Here is a 25,720-nt window from a genome sequence, read left to right as displayed (position 1 = left end):
CTTTGGAGGTTAGGAGGCTTACCCCAACGATTGCATTTCAACAAGTTTTCTGTACGAACCGTTTTTGGCCATCAATTCCTCGTGCGAGCCTTGTTCTACAATCTCCCCTTTTTGGAGTACCACGATGGTATTTGCGGTCTGTATGGTAGAGAGTCTATGCGCAATAACGATGGAAGTACGGTTGCGCATCATTTTTTCCAAGGCGTCCTGTACCAAGCGTTCGCTTTCAGTATCCAATGCCGAGGTGGCTTCATCCAAGATCATGATAGGCGGATTCTTTAAAACGGCCCTGGCAATAGCCAAGCGTTGCTTTTGACCCCCGCTTAATTTGTTACCACTGTCTCCGATATTGGTATTGTAACCCAAGGGCAATTCTGAAATAAAGTCGTGTGCATTAGCTATTTTCGCCGCCTCTATAATATCTTCCTCAGTAGCATTTTCTTTTCCCAGACCTATATTCTTTCGAACGGTATCGTTGAAAAGGATAGAATCTTGCGTAACCAATCCCATCAGATTTCGGAGCGATTTTTTGGTCAAGTCCTTTATACTGATGCCATCGATTTCGATTACACCATCATTCACATCATAGAATCGGGTAACCAAATTGGCAATGGTACTTTTTCCGCTTCCCGATTGCCCGACCAATGCCACAGAGTGCCCTTTGGGAACGGTAAGATTAAAGTTTTTCAGAACGTAATCATCCGCATATTTGAACGAAATGTTTTTGAGTACCAATCCGGAGTTGAAATCCGTTTTGTCGATAGCATTCGCGATTTCCGAAATCGGATTTTCGGTCTCCAGGATTTCAAGTACCCGCTCTGCCGCGGCATTACCCTTTTTAACACCGTAGGATGCCTTACTTATCGATTTGGCCGGTGTAAGTATGTTATAAGCCAGGCCCATGTAGGCTATAAACGAAGAGGCATCTAGGGTTTCCTCTACAAGTACCATTTTCCCGCCAAACCAAAGTAGCACTCCGATGACCAGTATGCCTAAAAATTCCCCGGTAGGGGACGCGAGGTTTTGACGGTTCAACAGTGTATTCGAAAAATCGAAAAAACGTTTTGTTGAAGTGGAGAAGGTCTTATAAAACCTGGATTCCGAATTGAAGGCCTTGATTACCCTTAGTCCACCTAGTGTTTCCTCGACAATTGACAGGAATTGACCTTGTTCACGCTGTACATCGTCAGACTTTTTTTTGAGGGATTTCCCTATCCAAGAAATAATACCACCCGCAATGGGGATAAAAATAAATACGAAAAGTGTCAATTTCACACTAAGTCCGAACATAATCAATATCGTAAAGAGAATGGTCAACGGATCTCGTACAATCAGTTCTAGAATAGAAAGAAACGAATGCTGAATTTCCAAAACATCGGAGGTAATGCGGGCAATCACGTCTCCTTTCTTCTTTTCGGAATAATAGGAGATGGGCAATTCGGTGATTTTGGCGTACATCGCATTTCTGATGTCTTTCAACACCCCGTTTCTCAGGAAGGTAATAAAGTACATCGCCAAATAGTTGAACAGGTTTTTAAGGAGAAAAAGCACCAAAATCAGTCCTATGACCAGTACAAGGCCTTTCATTTTATCCCCTCCGGAATACTGGGTTACGTGATAGCCCATATAGTCCAAAAAGTAATCCTTTATGTCCCCGATACCGGTGTAAACCGGTAATTTGGTCACCGGCTCGGCCTTGTCGAAAAGGACATTCAACATGGGAATCAACGCGGCAAAAGAGAGCGCACTGAAAAGGGCATAAAGGATATTGAAAAAAATGTTCAGATACCCGTACCTGCGATATGGTTTTGCAAAGCGAAGAATTTTTTTGAAATAGTCCATGAAGACGGCTTACCCCAAATCGAGTTCGGCCAATATCGTTTTTATTTTTGCATCCAACTCGGCACTTACCTTTTTAAAATCATCGGCATGGGCTAATTTCGCATTCGTACTGATATAAAATTTTACTTTGGGCTCCGTACCACTTGGTCGTGCGGCAACCCGAGTGCCATCTTCGGTCTCATAGATCAACACGTTCGACTTGGGTAGATTGATGTGTTTTTCCTCTCCGGTAATGACGTTGGTAGCCGTTGCTGTATTGTAGTCCTCTATCCATCGTACCTTGGAACCCGCCACCGATTCGACTGGATTTTCCTTAAAATCAATCAGCATCTGTTTGATTTCTTCTGCCCCGCTGATTCCTTTCCTGGTAAGCGAAACTAGATGCTCTTTATAAAAACCAAAGTCTACATAACAGTCGATCAGATTTTTATAGAACGAGCTTCCATTCGCTTTTGCCTGACTAGCGATTTCACAGGCCAATAGGGTAGAGGTAACGGCATCTTTATCCCTCACAAAATCCCCGACCATATAGCCGAAACTTTCCTCTCCGCCACCAACAAACTTCGATTGGGGAAAATCCTTGATCATTTTCCCGATCCATTTGAATCCGGTCAAGGCAGTTTTGAATTCAACCCCATAGGCTTTCGCCATCTCTTCCATCATGGGCGTAGAAACGATTGTCGTTGCAATGAATTCGTTGCCCGCAAACCCTTTTTCCTTTTGTTTTTCCAACAGAAAACGGGTCATTAGTACCATGGCCTGATTGCCGTTTACAATTTCCATCTTACCTTCCAAGTTGCGTACGGCAATGCCCAAACGGTCGCTGTCGGGATCGGTACCTACCACCATATCGGCACCTATTTCCTCGGCCTTTTGTATCGCCATCGACAAGGCTTCCGGTTCTTCGGGATTAGGTGATTTTACCGTCGGAAAAGCACCATCGGGCTTGGCCTGCTCTGCGATAACGGTCACGTTTTTGTAGCCTGCCCGCTTTAATACCTCGGGTATGGCCGTAATCGAAGTGCCGTGCAACGAGGTAAATACGATTTTAAAATCATCTTTGCCTTGGGCGTTGAAGTTTCCGTTGGCGACCGATTCATTAATAAAGGCTTCATCAACCTCCTTATCTATCATTTCGATCAAACTATCGTTTGCTTTGAAGTTGATGTCCTCAAAGGAAAGAGAATTTATTTCAGCGATTATCGCTCCGTCCTGTGGGGGTACGATTTGCCCGCCATCGGTCCAATATACCTTATAACCATTGTATTCGGGCGGATTGTGTGAAGCCGTAAGTACGATTCCTGCGTGACAGTTTAAATGCCGTACCGCAAAGGAGAGTTCGGGGGTAGTCCGTAATTCCGAAAAAAGAAAGACTTTAATGCCATTTGCCGAAAACACCTCTGCTACCGTGCGTGCTAAAGTATCGCTATTGTGGCGGCAATCGTACGCGATGACGACTTGAACGGACTCACCGGCGTAGGACTGCTTGAGGTAATTGCTCAGACCCTGGGTACTTTTTCCCAAGGTGTACTTATTGATTCGATTGGTACCGACGCCCATCATCCCGCGCATGCCTCCTGTTCCGAATTCCATGTGCTTGTAAAAGCGGTCTTTCAGCTCGTTGGTGTCGTTGTCGATTAGGTCTTGTACCTCTTTTTTGACGCCCGGCTCAAAAAAGTCGGACAGCCACGTCTTTGCATTTTCTAAAAATGTATCCATAATAAATTGATATCAAAATTATTCCGTGTATTGTTTTTCCTGCTTAGGGCTCTTAATTTCTTCGGAAACGGTATATCTAGTTTCGTTCTTTTTAGAGCGTGTCAATAATTCCCCCAAAAACCCAGCTAGGAATAGCTGTGTACCGATAATCATCGCCGTCAACGAGATAAAAAATTGGGGTCTATCGGTAATCAGCCGTCCAGCCTTATTGATGAAGAGCTTGTCAATGCCCAAATATATGGCAAAACCAAAACCGATCGTAAACATCAGTACGCCCAAGGCGCCGAAAAGGTGCATGGGCTGCCGGCCGAATTTGGAGACGAACCAAATGGTGATAAGATCTAAAAAGCCATTGATAAATCGTTCCATTCCGAATTTTGTTTTTCCGTACTTGCGGGCCTGGTGCTGAACGATTTGCTCACCGATTTTCGTAAACCCGGCACTTTTGGCAAGAACGGGAATATATCGGTGCATTTCGCCGGACACCTCTATGGTTTTGATCACCTCGTTCCGATATGCCTTCAATCCGCAATTGAAGTCGTTCAGGCGAACACCCGAAGTCCTTCTTGCTGCCCAATTGAACAATTTTGAAGGCATATTCTTAAAGAGTACGGAATCATATCGCTTTTTCTTCCATCCGGAAACCAAATCGAATCCCCCTTCTTGGATTGTGTTGTACAATTCGGGAATTTCTTCCGGATTGTCCTGTAGGTCGGCATCCATGGTGATGACCACATCGCCCTTGGCTGCTTTAAAACCGGCATGCAAGGCTTGCGATTTACCGAAATTACGTTGAAATCGTATTCCTTTTACAGACGGATTTTCATGGGCGAGTTTCGTAATAATATCCCACGAATCATCGGTACTACCATCATCAATAAATAGAATTTCATATAAAAAATGATTGGATTGCATAACCTTTGCAATCCAATCATGAAGTTCTTTTAGTGATTCTGCTTCGTTAAGTAGAGGAATTACTACAGATAAATTCATTATACCCTTCTGATTGTATTTTCAAAAATACAATTTTGAAGTTAATAAGCGTCTTTTTGTTTTTTCATGATCAGGCCTGTTACCAATCCTATTACTAACCCCAAAATGACATTAACGATGATACCGATTGGATACGCCAACCAAGCGAAATTTTTCTGAATTTCGACACCTTGGGCCCATTGCTCTTCCGTGATTTTCGGGTTCTCTTCGAATGCCTTTACTTTGGCTATTTCCATCGCCTTGTCCATAAAGTCAGGCTCGATGACATTGGTCAGTAACCAGTAAAAGGCCAATGCCAATATACCGCTCACCAAACCTATGCCCGTTCCTAGTTTCAGTGCTTCCGACAGTGATAGGAATCCGGAATTTGCCTTTTTGTATTGCATGGTCGCAATGACAATAGCTACTATGGTCAGTACGATACCGATGATGCGAACGGACCAATTTTGCTCGTAATGCATTTTGGCAGTGTAGAGCATAAATGAAAATATAATACTGGCTGCGCCTAAAAGGAGACCAAAAGTCCATGCGAATTTTCCGATTTTCGGTTGATTTTCTTCCATTTTCTTTGATTTTAGTGGTTGTTTTATGTTAGTTGTAAGGGAGGGAAATTTGTTACAAATTAAAGTTAGTGATTTTTATAGTTCTTTTTTATGTTTTAAAATTGCGAGTTTAGTAGAAATCATTAAATTTGCAGCCTGAAAATGAGTGCCTGTCGGAATGGGTGCGCCTTAAGATTACAAACAATGAAAAAAGATATACACCCAGAGAATTACAGATTGGTTGCTTTTAAAGACATGTCCAACGAAGAGGTGTTTTTGACCAAATCTACTGCCGAAACCAAGGAAACATTGACCGTTGATGGTGTAGATTACCCTTTGGTAAAACTGGAAATTTCCAGAACTTCGCATCCTTTTTACACTGGTAAAGCTAAATTTTTGGATACTGCAGGGCGTATTGACAAGTTTAAGAGCAAGTACGATAAATTCAAGAAAAAACCCGTCGCCGCTGCTCCCGTAAAGGAAGAAGCTCCAAAAGCTGAAGCCAAGGCTGCCAAGGAAGAAGCTCCTAAAGCCGAAGCCAAAGCTGCGAAGGAAGAGGAATAGATTTTTGTGCTGCGCAATGCGGCTACATATAAGTAGTAGGGCTCCCGAAAATCGGGGGCCTTTCTTTTTTAGTCGTTTTTCGATCGAATCTATATGTTCAACAATAAATAGAACTGACGACAGATTGTTTATTTTAGCTACAAATTCAATAAACGCATGAACTATATTCTTTTCGACGGTACTGTTCGCAACAATTTGCTTCCCTTTACCTTCACCAGACCAGTGGCGGATATTCGCGTGGGCATCCTGACCATACGTGAGAAATGGGAGAACTATTTGGGCAATACAACCACTACGATAACCGAGGAGTACCTTTCGGAAAAGTACCCAATGGTCGAATTGGAAGAGAACGTCCTAATCAACTCTTCATACCTGCCGAATTCGGATTTAGTGGAACTCATTCAAGGCCTGAAAGAAAACCAGGCGATTTTTCAAGAGGAGGAAGTCATTGCATTTTATACCTCGGATACCCAAGAGGAAGTCGATTTTTCGGGATATGAGGCCATTGAATTTGAGGGTGATGTTCTCCGCGTGGTAAACACATGGGATATCTTTTCGAAGAACCAAGAGGCTTTAGAGGCCGACTTTGAATTGCTGACCGAAGGGAGAACAAGTGCCGCTATCTCGAAAACGAACCGACTCATCAATTCCGAACGTATTTTTTTGGAAGAAGGGGCACAGGTCGAATATAGTATTCTGAATGCTACGGACGGACCGATTTATATCGGTAAAAATGCTCAAGTTTGGGAAGGTAGCCTTATTCGGGGAGCGTTTGCCCTATGTGAGAATGCCGTCGTAAAAATGGGTGCCAAAATATATGGGGCTACCACCATCGGCCCGCATGGGAAAGTCTGCGGGGAAATCAGCAATTCGGTTATTTTCGGGTACTCGAGCAAGGGTCACGAAGGCTATTTGGGCAATGCCGTATTAGGGGAATGGTGCAATATTGGGGCCGATTCCAACAACTCGAATCTGAAGAACAACTATGCAAAAGTCCGTATTTGGAATTATGCCACCGAAAAGTTCGAGCAAACGGGTCTTCAATTTTGTGGACTAATGATGGGCGATCACAGTAAGACCGCCATCAATACGATGTTCAATACCGGAACGGTTATCGGCGTCAATTGTAATATTTACGTACCCGGTTTCCCGAGAAATTTCGTACCCAGTTTTAGTTGGGGCGGTGCCTCGGGCTTTAGCAGTTATCAACCTCAAAAAGCGTTTGAGGTGGCCAAGGTGATGATGGCACGTAGGGGCGTGGAGTTCGACGAGGTGGATGCCCGGATTTTGGAACATGTTTTTGAACTGACGAAAAAATGGCGGAGTTATTGAGTTTTGATCTAAGAGTTTATAAGTTTAGGGGTTTACGGGTTTGAATGCATAGGTACAGAAGGCAGAATGTATTAACCTTTACTCCTAATACCTGAAGAAACCCGAACTTGATAGCTCTATTTGAATGGGAACCCCGGTAGCCATTAAAAACTTGTGCTTATCTTTGCATCCTTAAAAAAATTGGACAATTTCGCCAAATGAAGAAGAAAGTCGCCTTTTATACCTTGGGCTGTAAGCTAAATTTTTCGGAAACCTCTACCATTGCAAGAGGGTTTCAGGAAGAAGGTTTTGAGCGCGTCGATTTTTCCGAAGTTGCCGATATGTACGTCATCAACACCTGTTCGGTGACCGAAAATGCCGATAAGCGTTTTAAGACGATTGTAAAAAAGGCACAAAAAGTGAATCCTGATGCTTTTGTGGCAGCTATCGGTTGCTATGCGCAACTGAAACCGGAACAGCTCGCCGAGGTAGATGGTGTTGATTTGGTACTCGGCGCCAGTGAAAAGTTCAAGATAACAGATTATATTAACGACCTCTCGAAAAACGACCATGGGGAGGTGCATTCCTGTGAAATACAGGAAGCGGATTTCTACGTAGGCAGTTATGCCATAGGCGACCGAACCAGGGCTTTCTTAAAGGTACAGGATGGCTGTGATTACAAATGTACCTATTGTACCATTCCCTTGGCTCGTGGCATCTCACGCAGCGATACCTTGCAGGGTGTGCTCGATAAGGCAGAGGCCATTTCCGCCAAAGGAATCAAGGAAATCGTGCTGACCGGTGTAAATATAGGAGACTATGGTAAAGGGGAATTCGGTAACAAAAAACACGCACACACCTTTCTTGATTTGGTAAAGGCGCTCGATACCGTAGACGGTATTCATCGCTTGCGTATATCATCCATAGAGCCGAACCTTCTTAAAAATGAAACGATTGATTTCGTAGCGCAGAGCAATGCTTTCGTACCCCACTTTCATATTCCCTTACAAAGCGGGAGTGATGAAATTCTCAAATTAATGCGTCGTCGTTACCTGAGCGAGCTCTATGTAAATCGCGTACAGCGAATAAAGAAGGTGATGCCACATGCCTGTATCGGGGTGGATGTAATCGTTGGTTTTCCGGGCGAAACGAATGAGCATTTTTTGGAGACCTACCATTTCCTCAATGAATTGGATATTTCTTACTTGCATGTTTTCACCTACTCCGAAAGGGACAATACCACGGCTGCGGAAATGAGTGGTGCTGTGCCGAAAAATGTTCGTAGTAAACGCAGCAAGATGCTAAGAGGTTTATCCGTAAAGAAGAGAAGGGCTTTTTACGAAAGTCAGCTTGGTACGATGCGCACTGTGCTGTTTGAGGGCGAAAACAAAGAGGGTTACATTACCGGATTTACTGAAAATTATATCAAAGTTAAAGCGCCTTGGAATCCTGAATTGGTAAATACACTACATCAGGTAGAACTATCGGAAATAGACGAAGATGGCCACGTACGTTTCGAGTTCGTTTCGCAAACGATAGACGTATAGCGTGATATTCCCGGTATAGGTTTGGTTATTTGTTTTTATCGATTACTACCTAATTGTTACGAAACCACTTATTCATCGGCGGCCGAGATTATTTTTTCGTTTCGGTATTTTCCTTATCGCTTATATTTCAATCTTAGATTTAATTTTGGAAGTGTATGCTTCCTGTAGTTATCGGGATTCGTTCCTATAGATATGGCTTATTAAGTTACTGGGTGATTTCGTTCTTTGTTATATGTACCGACCAAATCACTTAGCAATGGTCTTTAAACAAAAATTTAATTGCGATTTTATTGATTTTAAAATCCCCCTGTCTATGTATTTCCAATGGATAAAAGCTCGGTAGTTAAACTTTCTACATGAAAATCCATAAAAAAACCTCTTTTCGAACTGAAAAGAGGTTTTAAATTTTATGAAATATAGACCTTAAATGCGAATACCAACGGGTAACATTTCTTTGTACTGTCTATTTTTTCTTAGAAATCCAGCGATTTGGGGACTTGTAGGAACCACTCGAAGGTTCTTATCCTGAATGTGGTGGAGTACGGACTTGATGAAATCTTCCTTGAAACTTTCTTGTGTGATGCTCTCTGGAATCACCAACTTGGTTAAAAACACTTTACGCTCTTGAGAGGAGTACTCAATTTTTGCCAAATGCCCTTCAACTTTAGTTTCAAATTGGCGTAAGAAACTGTTGTCATTGATTTCTACTTCATTCATATAGAGTTGATTTTAAAATTGGTCTTAGACAAAAAAATTACGATGTTCCCGAATCGTAATTTAAAATGGAAACCTAGGCCTTAAAATATTGAGAATAATATCGCCTAAGAAGGACAAAAGTACTAAAAAAAATACTAAATTCCTAGTTTATTTACAACTTGTGAATCTATGGGGGATGAGAAAATTCATGTGTATTTTATGCCGGGAATGGCCGCAAATCCATCAATTTTTAAAAATATTGATCTTCCAAAAGCGAAATTTGAACAACACCTGCTACAATGGTCTGTACCCAAAAAGGGAATCACCTTATCGGAATATGCTTTGGAAATGACAACACATGTAAAACATGATAATCCCGTCTTATTGGGTGTCTCGTTCGGTGGAATGTTGGTGCAGGAAATGGCACGCCATATTAAGACCAGAAAAGTGATTGTGGTGTCCAGCGTCAAACATGAGTCGGAGCTACCCAAGCGCATGCTCTTTGCAAGGTATACCAAAATACACAAGTTGCTCCCCACGGGGTTGGTAAACAATGTTGAATTATTGGCCAAATACGCTTTCGGGGAAACGGTTACCAAACGTCTGGAACTTTACGAAGAATACCTTTCTATTCGGGATAAGTATTACATTGATTGGTCTTTGGATAATATCGTAAATTGGAAGTGTAGGTATTGTCCGGATTGTCTGGTGCACATTCACGGGGAGAAAGATGCGGTGTTCCCGATAGGCAATATTAAAGACTGTATTCCCGTTAAAAATGGTACGCATACCATGATTATTCACAGGGCCAAATGGTTTAATGAGCACCTGCCCACAATTATTTTGCAATAAAGGAGTTCTAGAACTACCTTTACCATAACCCCAAAAAAAATGCCTCTAATGAAATTTTTGAAAAGTATCTTAATGTTGATCGGTGTCTTTTGTGTCATCAGCACCCTTATCTTCGCTGTACAATCCGATCCGCAGTGGGTTAAAGAACTTCCCAGGCTTGAAGACCAAACGCCTGTAAAAAATGTAGCAGAGGGCTATCGCATCACTCCGATAGAAATTCCTGCCGACTTGAATTTTGCTGGAGAAAAAGTACCTCAGAACGATCCTGAAATCATGGAACGGATCGATCGCGAGTTTTTGGTAAATACCTACTGGCAATCGAACGCCTTGTTATTGATCAAACGGGCGAACCAGTATTTCCCTATCATTGAACCGATTTTGGCGAAAAACGGAATCCCCGACGATTTTAAATATTTGGCGGTGGCCGAAAGTGGACTGCAGAACGTAGTGTCACATGCCGGGGCAACAGGTTTCTGGCAGATAATGAAGGGAACTGGAAAGCAATACGGACTTGAAGTGAATTCCAACGTAGATGAACGGTATCATATCGAAAAGGCAACACAGGTGGCCTGCGATTATTTAAACAAATGGAAAAGAAAATACGGAAATTGGACCCTTGCCGCCTCTTCCTATAATGCCGGCCCTGGAGCTATCAATAAATATTTGAGAATTCAAAAAGTAGACAATTACTACGATTTGTTACTAGGACAGGAAACCGGACGTTATGTTTTTCGCATTATGGCCATCAAAGAGATTTTGAGCGATCCCGCAAAATATGGTTTTGATATCGAAAAGGAGGATATGTACAAGGCCGTACCAACCTTTAAGGTGGAAGTTGATACCCCGGTCACCAATTTCGCCGATTTTGCCATAGAGCACGGCATCAATTACAAGATTCTAAAAAGACATAACGCTTGGTTACGCGAGCCGCACCTAAATAATCAGAGCGGAAAGACCTACGTATTGGAAATTCCTGAAAAGGGATTCTACAGATAAGAAAAGATTTCAGTTAGCAGTGGCATTGTTCAGTTAGCTTAACGGTCATTACCCTGTAAAAAGATAGCCCTTCAAATTTTTTGAAGGGCTATCTTTTTATTTTAACGCCAGTTTATAATCTTACGTAAATAACCCAGTTCCCGCTTTCCTCCATCTGTGCGCCGCAGGAGATTAAGCAGAGCTGGCATATGGCTTTATGAAGGTGTTACCAAGCCCGCCGGAAGGCTAATCGGGCAAGTTTGCGTTAGGTTTGGTTTAAATCTTGGCTGTCGATCAAACCCCTGACCATAACCGCCAACCGAACACTGCCACGGCATACTCAAGATCGTCCACTAAATCTTTTTCATCTGCTGCTGCATCATTTTTATTTGTTCCGTAAGCATCTGGTTTTTGTCCAGTTTTTTAGCCTCTTGTAATAGGGTAGTAGCCTCGCGTTTGCGACGTTTTTGCATGGCGATGCCCGCAAGGCTCAATTTGGCCATAGCAACGTCATAATCCATCGTAAGTCCAAGTTTTAAGGCTTTTTTGAAATATTTTTCGGCCTGTGTGAGGTTCTTTTGAGAATGAATGATTCCATGCAAGTAGTTGTAATACCCCTGTTGTTTGGTCGTCAACGCCGCTTCCGGATTGTTGATTTTATCGAGCCATTTTTGTGTCCCCACCAAATCCTGCTTCCGCATTCTTAGAAAGGCCAACAAAATCATTTCGTTCCTAAAATATAGAAATATGAAAATTAACGAGAGTAGGATGAGAAAAATACCGTTGCCGATATTCCCTTCATAAAATTGATATCCGGCAAAACCGATGATCAAAACGGCGATAATAAGTTTGAACGTTTTATTGAACATGATATTGATTGATTAATTTGTACGTTATAGTCGATGAAATGGAAGTGGGGATTTCCGTATCGCCCAGTTGTGCCATGGTAGCTGTTCCTCTGGCTTCACCCTCTACCGTCATTAGTTGCAGGAAACCCGAGGTACGGTCAGCGGTTATCCTGGTGCGCTGTGTTCCGTTAAGCTTCATATTGTTGGCCTCATCCACTACATGCATCACGACCTTCGCTGTTCCGCTAATGGTTGTATTCTCTTCGCTGATGGCTTCAAGAGTCCATTTATTTTTGGCATTTAACTTTCCGGTGTATTCATTTTCCCATGAATCCCCGATCGCAACCTCGTTTTGGGGATAGATATACGTCATTTGTTCGTAACTGTCCGACAAGGCCTGTGAACCAAATTCTTTTTCTAGGCCCTTTTTCATCATGTTCATTTGAAAATCATCTGCAATGCCTGAAGCTTGCACCATTTTAGTAATAAGACTGTCTCCTCCTGAAATGGTAACGATATCACCATTTTTAGCAAGGGTAAGTGCTACGGGCACATCTAAAAGACTGTTGAAAATCTTTGATTGCAAGTCGTCTTCGATGACTTCCTTCGCTCGAACATTCATCAGTTCACCCTGAATACTCGAGGTCATTTTCAGGTTCAAGTCCTTAAAACGCATTGCGATGTGATAGTTTGTTTCGTTGGTATCCGTAACCCGGAATTCGAGTATGCCGTTCAGGTTATTCGTTATTTCGTGGGCCGCCCCGTCAATCGTTTGCACGATTACTTGCTTTGCATCCTGTTTCACGACGAAGACATCATCTTTTTTCAAGATATAGCCTAAGGCCGTTTGCGCGCTGCAAAAAGCTCCTAAGACAACTGAAAAAAGTATGTTAAAAAGAGTTTTCATAAGGTTTTGTTCTGAAGGGGCAAAAGTAGTAAAAACGCATCAGTTGGTCTGCGGCGGATGGTCATAAATTATTTTTTATATAGTGTTTGGCAAAGCGAAAACTCTTCGTATATTTGCGCCCAGTTTTACGGAGTATTCCTTAGAACATCAAAAAACAACGAAAAGGTTTAAAAAATGCCCGGACAAAAGAGAACATATCAGCCGTCAAAGCGAAAGAGAAGGAATAAACATGGTTTTAGAGAGCGCATGGCATCCGTAAATGGAAGAAAAGTTCTTGCCAGAAGAAGGGCCAAGGGTAGAAAGAAACTTAGTGTATCTTCCGAACCACGACACAAAAAATAAATGATTCTATATTTTAAAAATATTGAGGTGTTACTTTTCCGAAAGTAGCACCTTTTTTTTTATGCCTAAACACCAGAAACTCTTAATATATCAACACTTAAAGTACATAAAAGAACATGCCGAAAAGAGAAGATTTAAAGTCCGTTTTGATTATTGGTTCAGGTCCGATTGTAATCGGTCAAGCCTGCGAATTCGATTATGCAGGTTCGCAATCCTTGCGTTCGCTGCGTGAAGATGGTATCGAGACCATTTTAATCAACAGTAATCCCGCAACGATAATGACGGACCCCTCTATGGCGGATTATGTTTACCTGAAGCCGCTTACGACCAAATCGATAATCGAAATTTTGAAGAAACATCCGAATATCGATGCCGTACTGCCTACGATGGGAGGACAGACTGCTTTAAACCTTTGTATCGAGGCGGATGAAAAGGGTATTTGGGATGATTTTGATGTGGATATGATCGGAGTGGATATCAATGCCATCAACATCACCGAAGATCGGGAGAAATTTCGTGAACTGATGTTGGAAATCGGGGTCGGCATGGCTCCACAGGCAACGGCTACCTCTTTTCTAAAAGGTAAAGAAATCGCTCAGGAATTTGGCTTTCCCTTGGTCATCAGGGCTTCTTATACCCTGGGTGGGGCGGGAGCTTCTATAGTCTATGACCCCAAAGATTTCGATGAACTTTTAAGCCGTGGCTTGGAAATCTCTCCTATCCACGAGGTCATGATCGATAAGGCCATGATGGGTTGGAAGGAATTTGAATTGGAATTACTGCGCGACCGAAACGATAACGTGGTCATCATATGTGCTATTGAAAATATGGATCCCATGGGCATACATACCGGGGATTCCATTACGGTTGCCCCTGCGATGACACTCTCAGATAAGACCTACCAGAAAATGCGGGATATGGCCATCCACATGATGCGTAGTATCGGTGATTTTGAAGGGGGATGTAACGTACAGTTTGCGGTGAGTCCTGACGAAAAGGAAGATATCATCGCGATTGAAATCAACCCTAGGGTTTCACGTTCCTCGGCGTTGGCGTCAAAAGCCACTGGATATCCCATTGCGAAAATCGCCACAAAACTGGCAATAGGGTACACTTTGGATGAGTTGGACAATCAAATTACAAAATCTACCTCGGCCCTGTTCGAACCGACTTTGGATTATGTAATCGTAAAGATTCCTCGTTGGAATTTCGATAAGTTCGAAGGATCCGATAGAACCTTGGGACTTCAAATGAAATCGGTTGGCGAGGTGATGGGTATTGGGCGATCTTTTCAAGAAGCATTACACAAGGCCACACAATCACTCGAAATCAAAAGAAACGGCCTGGGAGCCGATGGAAAGGGCTACAAAGACTATGAGCAGATTATTCAAAAACTGACCGTTCCGAGCTGGGATAGGGTTTTTGTTATCTACGATGCGATTCAAATGGGGATTCCGCTGAGTCGTATCCATGAGATTACGAAAATAGACATGTGGTTTTTAAAACAATACGAAGAACTGCATCACCTAGAAAAGGAAATCTCTAAATATACTATTGCCAGTTTATCGAAGGATTTGTTGTTGGAAGCCAAACAAAAGGGATTCGCCGATCGACAAATCGCACACATGCTCGATTGCTACGAAAGCGAGGTTTATAACAAACGGGAAGAATTGAACGTGAACCGTGTGTACAAGTTGGTCGATACCTGCGCAGCTGAGTTCAAGGCTATGACACCGTATTATTATTCTACTTTCGAAGCCGAAATCGAGACGCCCGATGGGGAACGCTATGTCGCCAATGACAGTATTGTTAGCGATAAAAAGAAAATCGTTGTGCTGGGCTCCGGTCCAAATAGAATAGGGCAGGGCATCGAATTCGATTATTGTTGTGTTCACGGGGTGCTAGCTGCCGCGGAATGTGGATACGAGACCATCATGATCAACTGCAACCCCGAAACGGTCTCCACCGATTTTGACACGGCGGATAAGCTATATTTTGAACCGGTTTTTTGGGAACATATTTATGATATCATTCGGCATGAGAAGCCAGAAGGCGTTATCGTACAATTAGGCGGACAAACCGCTTTGAAATTGGCTGAAAAACTTTCGAAATACGGAATCAAAATCATCGGCACCAGTTTCGAATCGCTCGATTTGGCCGAAGATCGCGGTAGCTTTTCTGAAATGTTGAAGGAAAACAATATTCCTTTCCCTGAATTCGGAGTGGCCGAAACGGCAGACGAAGCCTTGCTACTGGCCGATAAACTTGATTTCCCCTTATTGATCAGGCCTTCTTATGTTTTGGGTGGGCAAGGGATGAAAATCGTAATCAACAAAGAGGAATTGGAAGCACATGTCGTGGACTTGCTTCGTAAAATACCGAACAACAAATTGCTGTTAGACCATTATTTGGATGGGGCAATCGAAGCAGAGGCCGATGCCATTTGTGATGGGGAAGAAGTTTATATCATCGGTATCATGGAACATATCGAGCCTTGTGGAATTCATTCGGGTGATTCCAATGCGACGCTTCCTCCTTTTAATCTGGGCGAGTTCGTTATGCAACAAATAAAGGACCATACCAAAAAAATCGCTTTAGCCTTGAATACAGTCGGTTTGATCAATATACAATTTGCCATTAAGGACGATACGGTCTATATCATTGAGGCCAACCCAAGGGCATCCCGTACCGTACCTTTTATTGCAAAAGCATACAAAGAACCGTATGTAAATTATGCGACCAAGGTGATGTTGGGGGAGAAAAAAGTAAGGGATTTCGATTTTAAACCGGAATTGGAAGGTTTTGCCATCAAACAACCGGTGTTCTCTTTCAACAAATTCCCGAACGTAAACAAGAATTTAGGTCCTGAAATGAAAAGTACGGGCGAAAGCATATTGTTTATCGATAGCCTAAAAGACGATGATTTCTACGATTTGTACGGGCGTAGAAAAATGTATCTGAGCAAGTAAATGCAATGTGGTCGTAGGAAGGCAATCAGTCTGGTACGCTATTTATCTCGATAGCATCACAGGTGCCTACAAAAGGAATGCCCTTAGTGCCAAATGCATAGGTAATAAGCCCTACGTAGACTGAATTTCCGTACTCTGGGGCTGTCCCGGGTAGCTTGCCGGTGCCTTTGTACATTGTCCAATTATCAAGGTTTTCTTGATAATTGACGTTGGGAGTTTGCCAGTATACGGTTAAAGTACGATCTTCATTTCCGACTATCCTAATGTCCGCTCTACCGCTAGGAGCGGTGTTTTCACCTGTGTCATTTACAGAAGAAGCACCGTTTAACGTATTTTTTCCTTCAATTGTGAAGCCCGTAGGCCCCCTGTGACCAACCACGACGTGTGATGAGTTGACAGAATTTAAATTCGCTACATGTACCTGTACACCTGAAAAAATATAAGGATTTTCATCTGAGGCAGGGGCTGTCTGAGAATCCGAAACCGTACCGATTCCTATATTTCGTGCTACAAATTCGAAAGGGAATGACAATAGCTTGGCATCCAATCTTCCCTGTACCTCGTTGAAATGTAAAGTAATGTTATTGGTATTATCCGTAAGCAAGGCGTGATACCTATTATCGGATTGCGTTACTTGTGGTAAGGCGGACTCGTTATTGGTAGTGTATCCGACCAGCGGACCACTACCATCGAAATCATCGAAATTAGAGATGAAATCAGTATTCTTTTCCTCTTCGGTTGCGATAGGTTCGGAATTATCCTTGGTGCAGGAAGATAAAAATAAAAGCAGAAGTGCAAAAGTGTAGGTTTTCATCTTGACGTATTGCTTGGGTGGTAGTCAATTAACGTTTGGCGGGTCAAAAAAGTATTTTCCCCATGACCTTGCTGAGGCTCTAACCATCTAGGGATAGGTTTACTATAGGTTATTCATACTTGACAAAAAGACATCATATCAATTTCTTCACCCTCCACATCCATTTTAACCACTTTTACAACAAAAATTGAAATTCCAGCAAGGAAGGTTTTAGGTTTGGAGTACAAATCAAACCAAAGCCATGAAAAAAGTACTTTTTATACTACTCATCACCCTGTCCGGAATGGGCGCCTACGCGCAGGAAGGTTTTAAATTGGGCATTCAGGCAGGTCTTCCTTATAACGATTTCAATAATATTTCAAGTGTTATGGTCGGAGCCGATGCCGGATATATGTTCGCGTTGGGGCAGGTAGTCGATATGGGGGTGATGACCGGACTTGTGCACGGTTTTCCAGATAGCTTTGTGGAATCAGACGGCCTATTGGCTGTCAGAAACAAAGCAATCGATTTTGTGCCCTTGGCCCTAACGACACGAATATGGCCCTCGCAATCCTTCTCGCTTGGCGTTGATGTAGGTCAGGCGTTTGGTGTAAGCGATGGCAATGATGGCGGCTTTTACCTTAGGCCCATCATCGGCTTTCTATTTGGCACTTACACGGAAATCAACCTTTCCCATACCAGCATCAAATTGGATGGTGCATCATGGACCACCTTGAACTTCGGGATTCTGCATACCTTTAAGTCAAAGAGAACACGGTAGCGAAAAAACGAAACAAGACAATTGGAATCAAGCGTCAAGATGAGCCATAGACGTTACCCAATGTGCTTATCGCTTTGCGCCTTCTAATCGCAAAATACCTAAAGCGTATAGCGAAATACGCTCAGCTTGAGGCCGACTAACCGTCTTGGCTCTTTTCCCTTTCAGCACATCGGTCCTGCTTCTACTTCAATTAAACCACACCGCATACCTTTTACGACGAAGCTCCAACGCCAAAGTTTCTTCCATTTTCAGGGCCTCTGCACGGGTTGTAATGGGACCGATATGATTGTACAAGCTTGGTCGTAAATAGGAGCCGTATCGCTGAACGATATTGGCTGAGAGTTTGTGGCCTTTTTTGTTGACATAGCCCGTTTTATGTTGTAGAAAACGCTCTTTAGGGGTTTTAGTGGTCATGCCGACATACAAACATTCGAGCACCCCGTTAAATTGTGGATTCGCCTCACGGAAACGACGGTTTTCCGTAAACACTTTTTTATGGAGTTCGATAACGTAGATATGGTATTGTGTTTTCGGCATCGCTTTGAGTTATGCAAATGGACCGAATGCCCTCAAGAACAGTGCAGTAGGAAAAATAATCACTGAAATAAAAAATATGGTTTTTCCGTGCTTTCTATCTTTTTCGGAATATGAATAAACTTTGTTTCCATCTGGCAAAGTTTTTTCGGCAGTCCAAAGAAAATAACCAATAATTAAACCTAAAAAGCCTCCAAAGATGGCAAAAACATAACCACAAAAAATCCAAGCTTTCTGATTTTCTTCCGGTTTGGCTAGTTGCTTGATACGCTCTTTTTTCAAAGAATTCAACATATCGTTATCGATTGGCTTTCCTCTTTACGCCAATAGTTTTTTGGCAAGTGTGTAGTCATAAGAATTCTATTCATCTGATTTTAGTAAAATTTCATAAAGCTCTTCATCCGTAAAGTCAAACAAGTAATAATCTTGATCTACTTCATCAAGAATATTTTCCGCATTTTTTCAAGAATTTGCTCTGCTCTTTCGAAGTCGGACTGCTTTATTCGAACTTCAATTAAATTATTGATTGTACTTCCAGAAAAGGTGACATCTACGGGAGGCACATTGTCGCCGAGTATAGCATCGATACCATTCTCATCGAGTAAAACCTTAAGCTCCTTTGCTTGCTCGAGAATTGGAAAAGTTCTGAATATAGAATATTGTTGATTCATTTACTCCTCCCACTCCGTATGAAAAACCCCTTCTCGATCCAATCGCTCATAGGTATGCGAACCGAAATAATCACGCTGTGCCTGAATCAGGTTCAAGGGTAAACGCGTGCTGGTATAGGCATCAAAATAGGTGAGCGAATTGCTCAATCCAGGTAAGGGAATGCCATTGGTAGCGGCATAGGCAACCAACTTTCGCGCGGCACCTACCGTACTTTGCACTTTTTCGGTGAACAAGGGGGATACCAATAAATTCGGCAAATGGTCATCGGCTTGGAATGCTTCGGTAATATCTGCCAACAATCCCGCTCTAATAATACAACCTGCGCGCCATATTTTGGCGATAACGGCAATATCCAATTCATAGCCATACTCCTTCGAGGCATCTGCGAGTTGGTGTAGCCCTTGGGCATAGGTCACTATAAACGAAAAGTACAGTGCCTTTTCGGCCAGCTCTGCGAGAATCAATTTGTCCATTTTCTCGACTTCGGGGCGGTCGTACAGCGTATCGGCATGGGTACGCTCCTCTTTCAAAGCCGATATTTCCCGCATGCTCACGGCTATATCGATGGAAGGTACGGGTATACCCAAATCCATTGCATTCTGGCTCGTCCATTTTCCGGTTCCTTTTTGTTTGGCTTTATCGGAAATTTGGTCCAAAAGGCCCAATTCCCCCATTTTTAAATCATCCTTTTTACTGAAGATTTTGGAAGTGATTTCGACTAAAAAAGATTGTAACCTGCCCTCGTTCCACTTGGTATAGAGTTCATGCAATTCCAAATTACTGTAATCGCCACCTTTTTTCAACAAATCGTAAATTTCAGAGGTCAACTGCATCAGGCCATATTCGATACCATTGTGCACCATTTTTACATAATTGCCCGCAGATTTAGGTCCCAAATAGGCTACACAAGGTTCTCCTTCGTACTTAGCGGAAACCGCCTCGAAGATTGGCTGCACCGCGGCATAACCTTCTTTTGATCCGCCCGGCATGATACTGGGGCCTTTCCGTGCGCCCTTGGCACCTCCAGAAACACCTGCACCAAAGAAATGAATGCCTTTTTCTGCCAAGTATTCGGCCCTGCGATCGGTATCGGTAAAAAAGGAATTTCCGCCGTCTATGATGATATCACCCTCGTCAATATGAGGCAGTAATCCCTCGATAACCGAATCCACGATTTTTCCGGCGGGCACCAACATCATTATTTTTCGAGGTTGTGATAGGGCCTGAACGAAGGTGGCGACATCGGTTGTGGCATTTACGCGATCTTCATCCCCGCCTTCTTTTTTCAATGCGGCTACCTTTTCAGGGTCAAGATCATTTCCGTAGGCGCTAAATCCGTTATCGGCCACATTTAAAATAAAATTACGTCCCATTACACCAAGACCTATCAATCCAAAATCATACATATTCTTCATGTTAAATTTTTTATGTCAGCATTATTTATACCTAAACATTTTTCCGGATTCAGTACACTTGCCCGTTGGTTTGCAACAGCGACAATCTTTCCAGAAATTCTACATTATTGTAACATTTCGTTTTCAAAAACCGTTTCACTCAAAAATAAATGAAAATATCGGGTTTTACTTGAAATGCGGCTTGTAAACTCCTTTTGGTTGGCTATATTTAAAAATGCAAAGTCCAATGGCCACAAAGTCGCCGTCTCATAAATGTGATTTGGATGTTGATGCCAAATGATTTCCTTTAATAAGGACTATTTGAAAAAGAAAATAACACTATGACGAAAACACAGAACCAACTCTTGGTCATCTTCGGGGCTTCCGGAGATCTTACCGCACGAAAATTAATACCAGCTATTCTAAATCTGGCCAAAGGAGGCCATTTGCCCGAAAATTTCGTGGTGTTAGGCGCCAGTCGTTCATCTTGGTCCGACGAGGAGTTTCGGAAAAACGTAATTACCGAAAGCAAACACCTTAAGGAGAAGTTGGTGGATGAGGATAAAAAATTTATCGCAGAATTCACCGCTCGTATGTTCTACCATGAATTAAGCAGTGCAGAGGACACCGATTATTCAAAGTTGAACAAGCGCATTACACAGTTGGATTCCGAACACGATACTGAGGGCAACTTTATCTTTTACCTCTCTGTACCGCCTTCTGCACACGAAATGATCTCGAATAACCTACATAAACAAGGACTTCATAAAGAGGACAAAGGCTGGCGCCGATTGATTGTAGAGAAGCCTTTCGGCTATGACCTGAAAACAGCCAAAGAACTCAACGCTACCCTACAACGCTATTTTAAAGAATCGCAAATTTATCGTATTGATCATTATCTGGGCAAGGAGACCGTACAAAACCTTCTGGTAACCCGTTTCGCCAATAGTATTTTCGAACCGTTGTGGAACAGGAATTACATCCATTATGTAGAGATTACAAATGCGGAAAGTGGGGGCGTGGAAAAACGCGGCGGGTATTACGACAAGTCCGGTGCCTTACGTGATATGTTCCAGAGTCACCTACTACAAATTGTGGCCCTGATTGTTATGGAGCCTCCATTAAGCGCCGATGCGGAACAAATACGTAATGAGAAACTGAAAGCGTTAAAGTCGCTGCGGATAATGACCGACGAGAAGACCTTACATGAAAATACCATTCGTGCGCAGTATATCAGTTCTGTTATTGATGGAAAGAAAGTAAATGGGTATCGGGAAGAAGAGGGCGTGGATGCCGATTCGACCACAGAGACCTATGCTGCGCTTAAATTCTTTGTCGATAATTGGCGGTGGGCCGATGTGCCCTTTTATGTACGCACCGCCAAACGGATGCCTACCAAGGTCACCGAAGTGGTCATCCACTTTAAATCGCCGCACCATCAGATATTCAAAGATTCCGGCATGGACCAGAAGGACAACAAGTTGATTATCCGTATTCAACCGGATGAAGGTGTTTTGATCAAGTTCGGTGTAAAAGTTCCTGGACAAGGATTTAAAGTAGAACGGGCCAATTTGGATTTCTATTACTCTAGCCTAACGGAAACCCATGTGATGGAAGCCTATGAGCGATTGCTTTTAGATGCCATGCAGGGCGATCCAACATTATATGCGCGAGCTGATGAAGTCGAGGCAGCTTGGGCCTTTGTGGATCCTATTTTAGATTATTGGAAGGACAATGAGGATGTTCGGGTTTATGGTTATTCAGCTGGTGTCTGGGGACCTGAGAATGCGGACGAGCTTATCGAAGGCATCGGCAGGTGGCGTAACCCTGGATCAAATTTGGCCGATGACCCTGGATTTTGTGTGATATGCTAGGGGATATGAGATGTTGGATGTGAGAAATGTATGGAGGAATTAGAGGTGTTTATTAGAATTGAAAATGCGTCTTTGCGAGAAGCATTGCTATAAGTTCGAGAACCTAAAAGTTTGATGCGACGAAGCAAACTACCTTTGATGCCTATAAAATAGGGAAGTGTGCTATTTTTTAATTTTAAATTGACTTCAACGGATTGCTTCGTCGCAAAAAAGCTCCTCGCAAAGACGTGTCCCTAACAAACAGCTAATTTTGGTTCGCTTTTAATAATGAAAAAATGAGAATTAAAACTTATAACACAAAGCAAGAGGTAGCTTCCAACTTTTCACGCTATTTGGCGATACTACTGGCTTCTGAAGAGACTTCGCATATCGCGCTTTCGGGGGGTAGTACGCCCAAGGTAGTATTCGACGAACTAGCTGCCAATTTTCAATCGGATATCGATTGGCATGGCGTGCACCTGTATTGGGGCGATGAACGCTGTGTTGCACCTACCGATGATGATAGCAACTATAAAATGACGGTAGAACACTTAATTTCGAAAATCGATATCCCCAAGGAAAACATCCACCGTATAAAAGGGGAAAACATACCAAAAGAGGAGGCCGTCCGCTATGCCGATGTATTGGACGAAAACCTCCCTAAATCAAACGGAATACCACAATTTGATTTGGTCATCTTGGGAATGGGTGATGATGGGCATACCGCTTCTATTTTTCCACATGAAATCGATTTATGGGATTCAGAACAATATTGCGAAGTGGCAACACACCCCGACTCAGGGCAGCGACGTATCACCATTAGCGGACAAATCATCAACAACGCCAAAAACGTTGTCTTTCTCGTCACAGGGGAGGGCAAAGCGGAAAAGGTGGGTGAAATCCACAATAAAAACGATAAAGCAAAAATGTATCCCGCTAGCTTGGTAGCGCCTGAATCCAATAATTTGGTCTGGTTTTTAGACGAAGCGGCAGCAACTCTTATTTAAGATGTACTTGAACGTTTTCTGTGGTCAGGTGGCGAATGTAATCGGCAGCATTAAAGCTACTTGAGTCGAATTGGGTATCCCGCTGAAATGCGGCCTCTTTTCGAAATTTACTTCTGGCAAAGCGCCGAACGCCCTGTTCGTCTTGAATCAGCAAACCGGGTACGGCTATATTTTTACCATTCTCGTCTTTGGCGACCATGGTAAAATATGAAGAGTTGCAATGCCGTTTTTTTCCGGTCGTAACATGTTGCGATTCAACCCGAACTCCTACAACCATAGAGGTACGGCCCGTATAGTTGATAGATGCTTTCAAGGTCAATAAATCGCCCACTTCTACCGGATGTAAGAAATCAACACGGTTTACCGAGGCGGTAACGCAATAGCGTTGCGAATGTTTTGAGGCGCAAGCAAACGCAATTTGATCCATTAGGCTCAGAATATGACCGCCATGCACTTTACCCCCAAAATTGGAGTGGGAGGGAACCATCAGCTCCGTTATGGAAAGTCGTGATTCCGCTGCTGTTTTAAATTGCTTCATGGTATCTTATTCAAGTTTTGTGCATCAAGACTACCTCTTACAAAAGGACTAAAAAATGGGAATGAGTTCAGGAATTCAAAATAGTTTGAGAATTTAATTTATTCAGGATAGTATACTGATTGTGCAAGATTTTTTTTTATTTCATACCGTGCACTTCCAACTTCCAACTTCGTACTTCAAACCTCGTAACTCCCAGCTCCTTTGATCAATTCCTAAAATGAGGTGACTTCTCCTTAGTAACCTTTGTGATAAAGTACTTGGTGTCGCCAAGCCAGAAAAATGTGGCATAACGTTCCACATAGTCAAGCTTGACATATTGCCCCTGATATTCCTGTAATTTATCGATGACCTCCTGGTCTTTGTCCAATACCGAAAAAGTGAAAATCTGGGCGCCGGAAATACCTTGACTGATTTCACCTTCCCAGGTTTTGACAATCACACCCTTGTGACTGATTTTGATCAATTCCCCGGAGCGTGTTCCTTCGCTGTAGGTCACGAAATAGACAAACGCATAATACGCCAACATAATTCCGATAATCCCTACAACGCCTATTCCCAATACCTTTTTCATGGTTTCTCTGAATTTAAGAATTTACTCGATAATCGAGATTTAAACTTGACTGCCGTCAGGCTTGCCCCGCGGTCGTTTGCTTATGTCAATTTTTCCTTTACAAGTTCAAACGGGGTTCTTCTGCAGCACCTTTTTCATCCGCAAGCAGGTCGCTGTCCTGCGCACGTTTCAAAATAGGTTCAGGAATCGATTTCTTGGCCTTCGCACCCATTTTTTTCAATTTTTCGATACTGGTAACGATATTTCCGCGTCCTTCTACGAGCTTGTTCATAGCGCCTTTGTATTCATCTTTGGCATCATCCATCTTTTTCCCGACTTTGGTCAAGTCCGATACGAAACCTTCGAACTTATCATAGAGCGCGCCGGCCTGTCTTGCAATTTCAATGGCATTGCGTTGTTGCTTTTCGTTGTTCCACATACTGTCGATAGTGCGCAAGGTCGCCAAGAGGGTGGAGGGTGTCACGATAACAATATTTTTTTCGAATGCCTTGTTATACAGCGAATTATCATTATTGATCGCAATGGCAAATGCAGGCTCTATCGGCACGAACATCAGTACGAAATCTGGACTTTCCATTTCATAAAGGTCCTCGTATTTTTTGGCGGAAAGTTGGTCCACATGCCTGCGAAGGGAATTGATATGATCTTTTAGAAATTTATCTTTCAGCTCGTCTTCGGCATTGATATATCGTTCGTAATCGGTTAAGGATACCTTTGAATCCACCACCATTTTTTTGCCGTCGGGTAGGTGTATGATTACATCGGGCAGTACCCTGCTGCCGTCGGCCAAGGTAAAACTTTGTTGTACGGTATATTCACGGTCTTTTTCCAAGCCTGATTTTTCGAGCACACGCTCCAAAACCAGTTCTCCCCAATTCCCCTGCATTTTACTATCACCTTTTAAAGCCTTGGTCAAATTTTCGGCTTCCTGGGTAATTTTAAGATTTTGCGTTTGGAGGTTCAATAATTGTTCCCGCAGGGCGGAATGTATGCTGATATTCTCTTTTTGACTTTCTTCGACCTTCTTTTCGAACAATTGAATCTTTTCATTTAAAGGGGAGAGGATATCCTTGATGTTTTTTTCGTTACGTTCGGTAAATTTTAAACTTTTCTCCTCCAAAATCTTGTTGGCAAGATTTTCGAACTCCTTGGTGAATTTTTCCTGTAATTTTTCGACCTCTTCTTTCTGCTCCCGATTTTTTAGTTGAAGGTTTTCCATATCGGCCTCGTAACGAACGATTTGGTTGCCCAAGGCTTCTTTTTCGCGTTGCAGCTGTGATTTATAATCTTCGCTATCCATCAATTTCGTCTCCAGAACGGATAGATTGCCGCGCAACTGCAGTTCGCGTTCCTCCAAGGCACTTTGACTCGATTTCGTTTTCAGATTTTGGATGTAATTGCCCAAGAAATAGCCTATGGCAAGACATACTAGTCCGATGATAAGATATATAAGGTACGCGTTCATTTATG

General features: G+C 42.7%; 23 protein-coding genes and 1 pseudogene. 10 read left to right on the top strand and 14 right to left on the bottom strand.

The window, feature by feature from the left end:
- Nucleotides 1-18: 18 nt before the first annotated feature.
- Genes FGM00_RS09670 through FGM00_RS09655 form a run of 4 tightly spaced genes read right to left on the bottom strand, consistent with a single transcriptional unit; the run spans nucleotide 19 to nucleotide 5,117 of the window.
- Nucleotides 19-1,842: an ABC transporter ATP-binding protein gene (locus tag FGM00_RS09670; RefSeq protein ID WP_138852712.1), complete on the bottom strand. Its 1,824-nt coding sequence runs from the start codon at nucleotides 1,840-1,842 to the stop codon at nucleotides 19-21.
- A gap of 9 nt (nucleotides 1,843-1,851) precedes the next feature.
- On the bottom strand, nucleotides 1,852-3,561 hold the full coding sequence (locus tag FGM00_RS09665; RefSeq protein WP_138852711.1) for a phospho-sugar mutase: 1,710 nt from the start codon (nucleotides 3,559-3,561) through the stop codon (nucleotides 1,852-1,854).
- 18 nt (nucleotides 3,562-3,579) lie between these two features.
- Entirely contained in the window at nucleotides 3,580-4,554 is a 975-nt protein-coding gene (locus FGM00_RS09660) for a glycosyltransferase family 2 protein (RefSeq protein WP_138852710.1), read from the bottom strand.
- Between the two features lie 41 nt (nucleotides 4,555-4,595).
- Nucleotides 4,596-5,117 carry a DUF4199 domain-containing protein gene (locus FGM00_RS09655; RefSeq protein ID WP_138852709.1) on the bottom strand — a complete coding sequence of 174 codons (522 nt, stop codon included), beginning with the start codon at nucleotides 5,115-5,117 and terminating at the stop codon, nucleotides 4,596-4,598.
- 183 nt (nucleotides 5,118-5,300) lie between these two features.
- Between FGM00_RS09655 and FGM00_RS09650 the strand changes: the two are divergent.
- The 3 genes and pseudogenes from FGM00_RS09650 to mtaB all read left to right on the top strand — a co-directional run.
- A pseudogene (locus FGM00_RS09650) lies at nucleotides 5,301-5,549 on the top strand (type B 50S ribosomal protein L31); the annotation flags it as partial.
- Between the two features lie 267 nt (nucleotides 5,550-5,816).
- Nucleotides 5,817-6,992, top strand: coding sequence for a GlmU family protein (locus FGM00_RS09645; protein WP_138852707.1), 1,176 nt, complete (start codon nucleotides 5,817-5,819; stop codon nucleotides 6,990-6,992).
- 197 nt (nucleotides 6,993-7,189) lie between these two features.
- Nucleotides 7,190-8,518 (top strand): tRNA (N(6)-L-threonylcarbamoyladenosine(37)-C(2))-methylthiotransferase MtaB, encoded by a 1,329-nt coding sequence (gene mtaB / locus FGM00_RS09640; protein WP_138852706.1) that lies wholly within the window; start codon nucleotides 7,190-7,192, stop codon nucleotides 8,516-8,518.
- Between the two features lie 423 nt (nucleotides 8,519-8,941).
- Here mtaB and FGM00_RS09635 read toward each other — a convergent pair whose 3' ends face one another.
- On the bottom strand, nucleotides 8,942-9,235 hold the full coding sequence (locus FGM00_RS09635) for a GNAT family N-acetyltransferase (RefSeq protein WP_138852705.1): 294 nt from the start codon (nucleotides 9,233-9,235) through the stop codon (nucleotides 8,942-8,944).
- Between the two features lie 168 nt (nucleotides 9,236-9,403).
- On the opposite strand from FGM00_RS09635, the gene FGM00_RS09630 reads away from it, so the two are divergent.
- Together FGM00_RS09630 and FGM00_RS09625 are read left to right on the top strand one after the other, a co-directional pair.
- A complete protein-coding gene (locus FGM00_RS09630) occupies nucleotides 9,404-10,066 on the top strand; it encodes an alpha/beta fold hydrolase (protein ID WP_138852704.1) in 663 nt (220 codons plus the stop codon).
- A 48-nt stretch (nucleotides 10,067-10,114) separates the two neighbouring features.
- Nucleotides 10,115-11,062, top strand: coding sequence for a lytic transglycosylase domain-containing protein (locus FGM00_RS09625; protein WP_138852703.1), 948 nt, complete (start codon nucleotides 10,115-10,117; stop codon nucleotides 11,060-11,062).
- 332 nt (nucleotides 11,063-11,394) lie between these two features.
- Here the strand turns inward: FGM00_RS09625 and FGM00_RS09620 are convergent, their stop codons facing one another.
- Both FGM00_RS09620 and FGM00_RS09615 read right to left on the bottom strand, forming a co-directional pair.
- On the bottom strand, nucleotides 11,395-11,910 hold the full coding sequence (locus tag FGM00_RS09620) for a DUF2892 domain-containing protein (RefSeq protein WP_138852702.1): 516 nt from the start codon (nucleotides 11,908-11,910) through the stop codon (nucleotides 11,395-11,397).
- The gene (locus FGM00_RS09615) at nucleotides 11,900-12,796 is read right to left on the bottom strand and encodes a DUF6263 family protein (protein ID WP_138852701.1); all 897 of its coding nucleotides are present in this window, start codon (nucleotides 12,794-12,796) and stop codon (nucleotides 11,900-11,902) included. The genes FGM00_RS09620 and FGM00_RS09615 overlap by 11 nt, the downstream gene beginning before the upstream one ends.
- Before the next feature lie 174 nt (nucleotides 12,797-12,970).
- On the opposite strand from FGM00_RS09615, the gene rpmH reads away from it, so the two are divergent.
- Nucleotides 12,971-13,138 carry a 50S ribosomal protein L34 gene (gene rpmH / locus FGM00_RS09610; RefSeq protein ID WP_072991142.1) on the top strand — a complete coding sequence of 56 codons (168 nt, stop codon included), beginning with the start codon at nucleotides 12,971-12,973 and terminating at the stop codon, nucleotides 13,136-13,138.
- A 116-nt stretch (nucleotides 13,139-13,254) separates the two neighbouring features.
- Complete coding sequence (gene carB, locus FGM00_RS09605; RefSeq protein WP_138852700.1) at nucleotides 13,255-16,107, top strand: carbamoyl-phosphate synthase large subunit; 2,853 nt, start codon at nucleotides 13,255-13,257, stop codon at nucleotides 16,105-16,107.
- 25 nt (nucleotides 16,108-16,132) lie between these two features.
- Here carB and FGM00_RS09600 read toward each other — a convergent pair whose 3' ends face one another.
- Nucleotides 16,133-16,921 carry a hypothetical protein gene (locus FGM00_RS09600; protein ID WP_138852699.1) on the bottom strand — a complete coding sequence of 263 codons (789 nt, stop codon included), beginning with the start codon at nucleotides 16,919-16,921 and terminating at the stop codon, nucleotides 16,133-16,135.
- A gap of 241 nt (nucleotides 16,922-17,162) precedes the next feature.
- Between FGM00_RS09600 and FGM00_RS09595 the strand changes: the two genes are divergently transcribed.
- Entirely contained in the window at nucleotides 17,163-17,681 is a 519-nt protein-coding gene (locus FGM00_RS09595) for a hypothetical protein (protein WP_138852698.1), read from the top strand.
- A 186-nt stretch (nucleotides 17,682-17,867) separates the two neighbouring features.
- Here FGM00_RS09595 and FGM00_RS09590 read toward each other — a convergent pair whose 3' ends face one another.
- The 3 genes from FGM00_RS09590 to gndA form a co-directional block, all read right to left on the bottom strand.
- On the bottom strand, nucleotides 17,868-18,218 hold the full coding sequence (locus FGM00_RS09590) for a ribose-5-phosphate isomerase (RefSeq protein ID WP_138852697.1): 351 nt from the start codon (nucleotides 18,216-18,218) through the stop codon (nucleotides 17,868-17,870).
- Nucleotides 18,219-18,227: 9 nt separating this feature from the next.
- On the bottom strand, nucleotides 18,228-18,509 hold the full coding sequence (locus FGM00_RS19955; RefSeq protein WP_236262991.1) for a hypothetical protein: 282 nt from the start codon (nucleotides 18,507-18,509) through the stop codon (nucleotides 18,228-18,230).
- A 377-nt stretch (nucleotides 18,510-18,886) separates the two neighbouring features.
- Nucleotides 18,887-20,302 carry an NADP-dependent phosphogluconate dehydrogenase gene (gene gndA, locus FGM00_RS09580; protein WP_138852696.1) on the bottom strand — a complete coding sequence of 472 codons (1,416 nt, stop codon included), beginning with the start codon at nucleotides 20,300-20,302 and terminating at the stop codon, nucleotides 18,887-18,889.
- Between the two features lie 320 nt (nucleotides 20,303-20,622).
- On the opposite strand from gndA, the gene zwf reads away from it, so the two are divergent.
- Complete coding sequence (gene zwf / locus FGM00_RS09575) at nucleotides 20,623-22,155, top strand: glucose-6-phosphate dehydrogenase (RefSeq protein WP_138852695.1); 1,533 nt, start codon at nucleotides 20,623-20,625, stop codon at nucleotides 22,153-22,155.
- A gap of 275 nt (nucleotides 22,156-22,430) precedes the next feature.
- Entirely contained in the window at nucleotides 22,431-23,141 is a 711-nt protein-coding gene (gene pgl / locus FGM00_RS09570) for a 6-phosphogluconolactonase (RefSeq protein WP_138852694.1), read from the top strand.
- Here the strand turns inward: pgl and FGM00_RS09565 are convergent.
- The 3 genes from FGM00_RS09565 to FGM00_RS09555 all read right to left on the bottom strand — a co-directional run bounded on the left by FGM00_RS09565 (nucleotide 23,134) and on the right by FGM00_RS09555 (nucleotide 25,715).
- Nucleotides 23,134-23,679 carry an acyl-CoA thioesterase gene (locus FGM00_RS09565; protein WP_138852693.1) on the bottom strand — a complete coding sequence of 182 codons (546 nt, stop codon included), beginning with the start codon at nucleotides 23,677-23,679 and terminating at the stop codon, nucleotides 23,134-23,136. The two genes, pgl and FGM00_RS09565, sit on opposite strands and share 8 nt — an antisense overlap.
- 205 nt (nucleotides 23,680-23,884) lie before the next feature.
- The gene (locus FGM00_RS09560; RefSeq protein WP_138852692.1) at nucleotides 23,885-24,250 is read right to left on the bottom strand and encodes a 6-phosphogluconate dehydrogenase; all 366 of its coding nucleotides are present in this window, start codon (nucleotides 24,248-24,250) and stop codon (nucleotides 23,885-23,887) included.
- Nucleotides 24,251-24,347: 97 nt separating this feature from the next.
- Nucleotides 24,348-25,715 (bottom strand): DNA recombination protein RmuC, encoded by a 1,368-nt coding sequence (locus FGM00_RS09555; RefSeq protein ID WP_138852691.1) that lies wholly within the window; start codon nucleotides 25,713-25,715, stop codon nucleotides 24,348-24,350.
- Nucleotides 25,716-25,720 lie beyond the last annotated feature (5 nt).

Source organism: Aggregatimonas sangjinii, from assembly GCF_005943945.1.
Lineage (GTDB): Bacteria > Bacteroidota > Bacteroidia > Flavobacteriales > Flavobacteriaceae > Pelagihabitans > Pelagihabitans sangjinii.
Note: the sequence above shows the minus strand (reverse complement) of the source record. Positions and strands in the feature narration are given on the sequence as shown.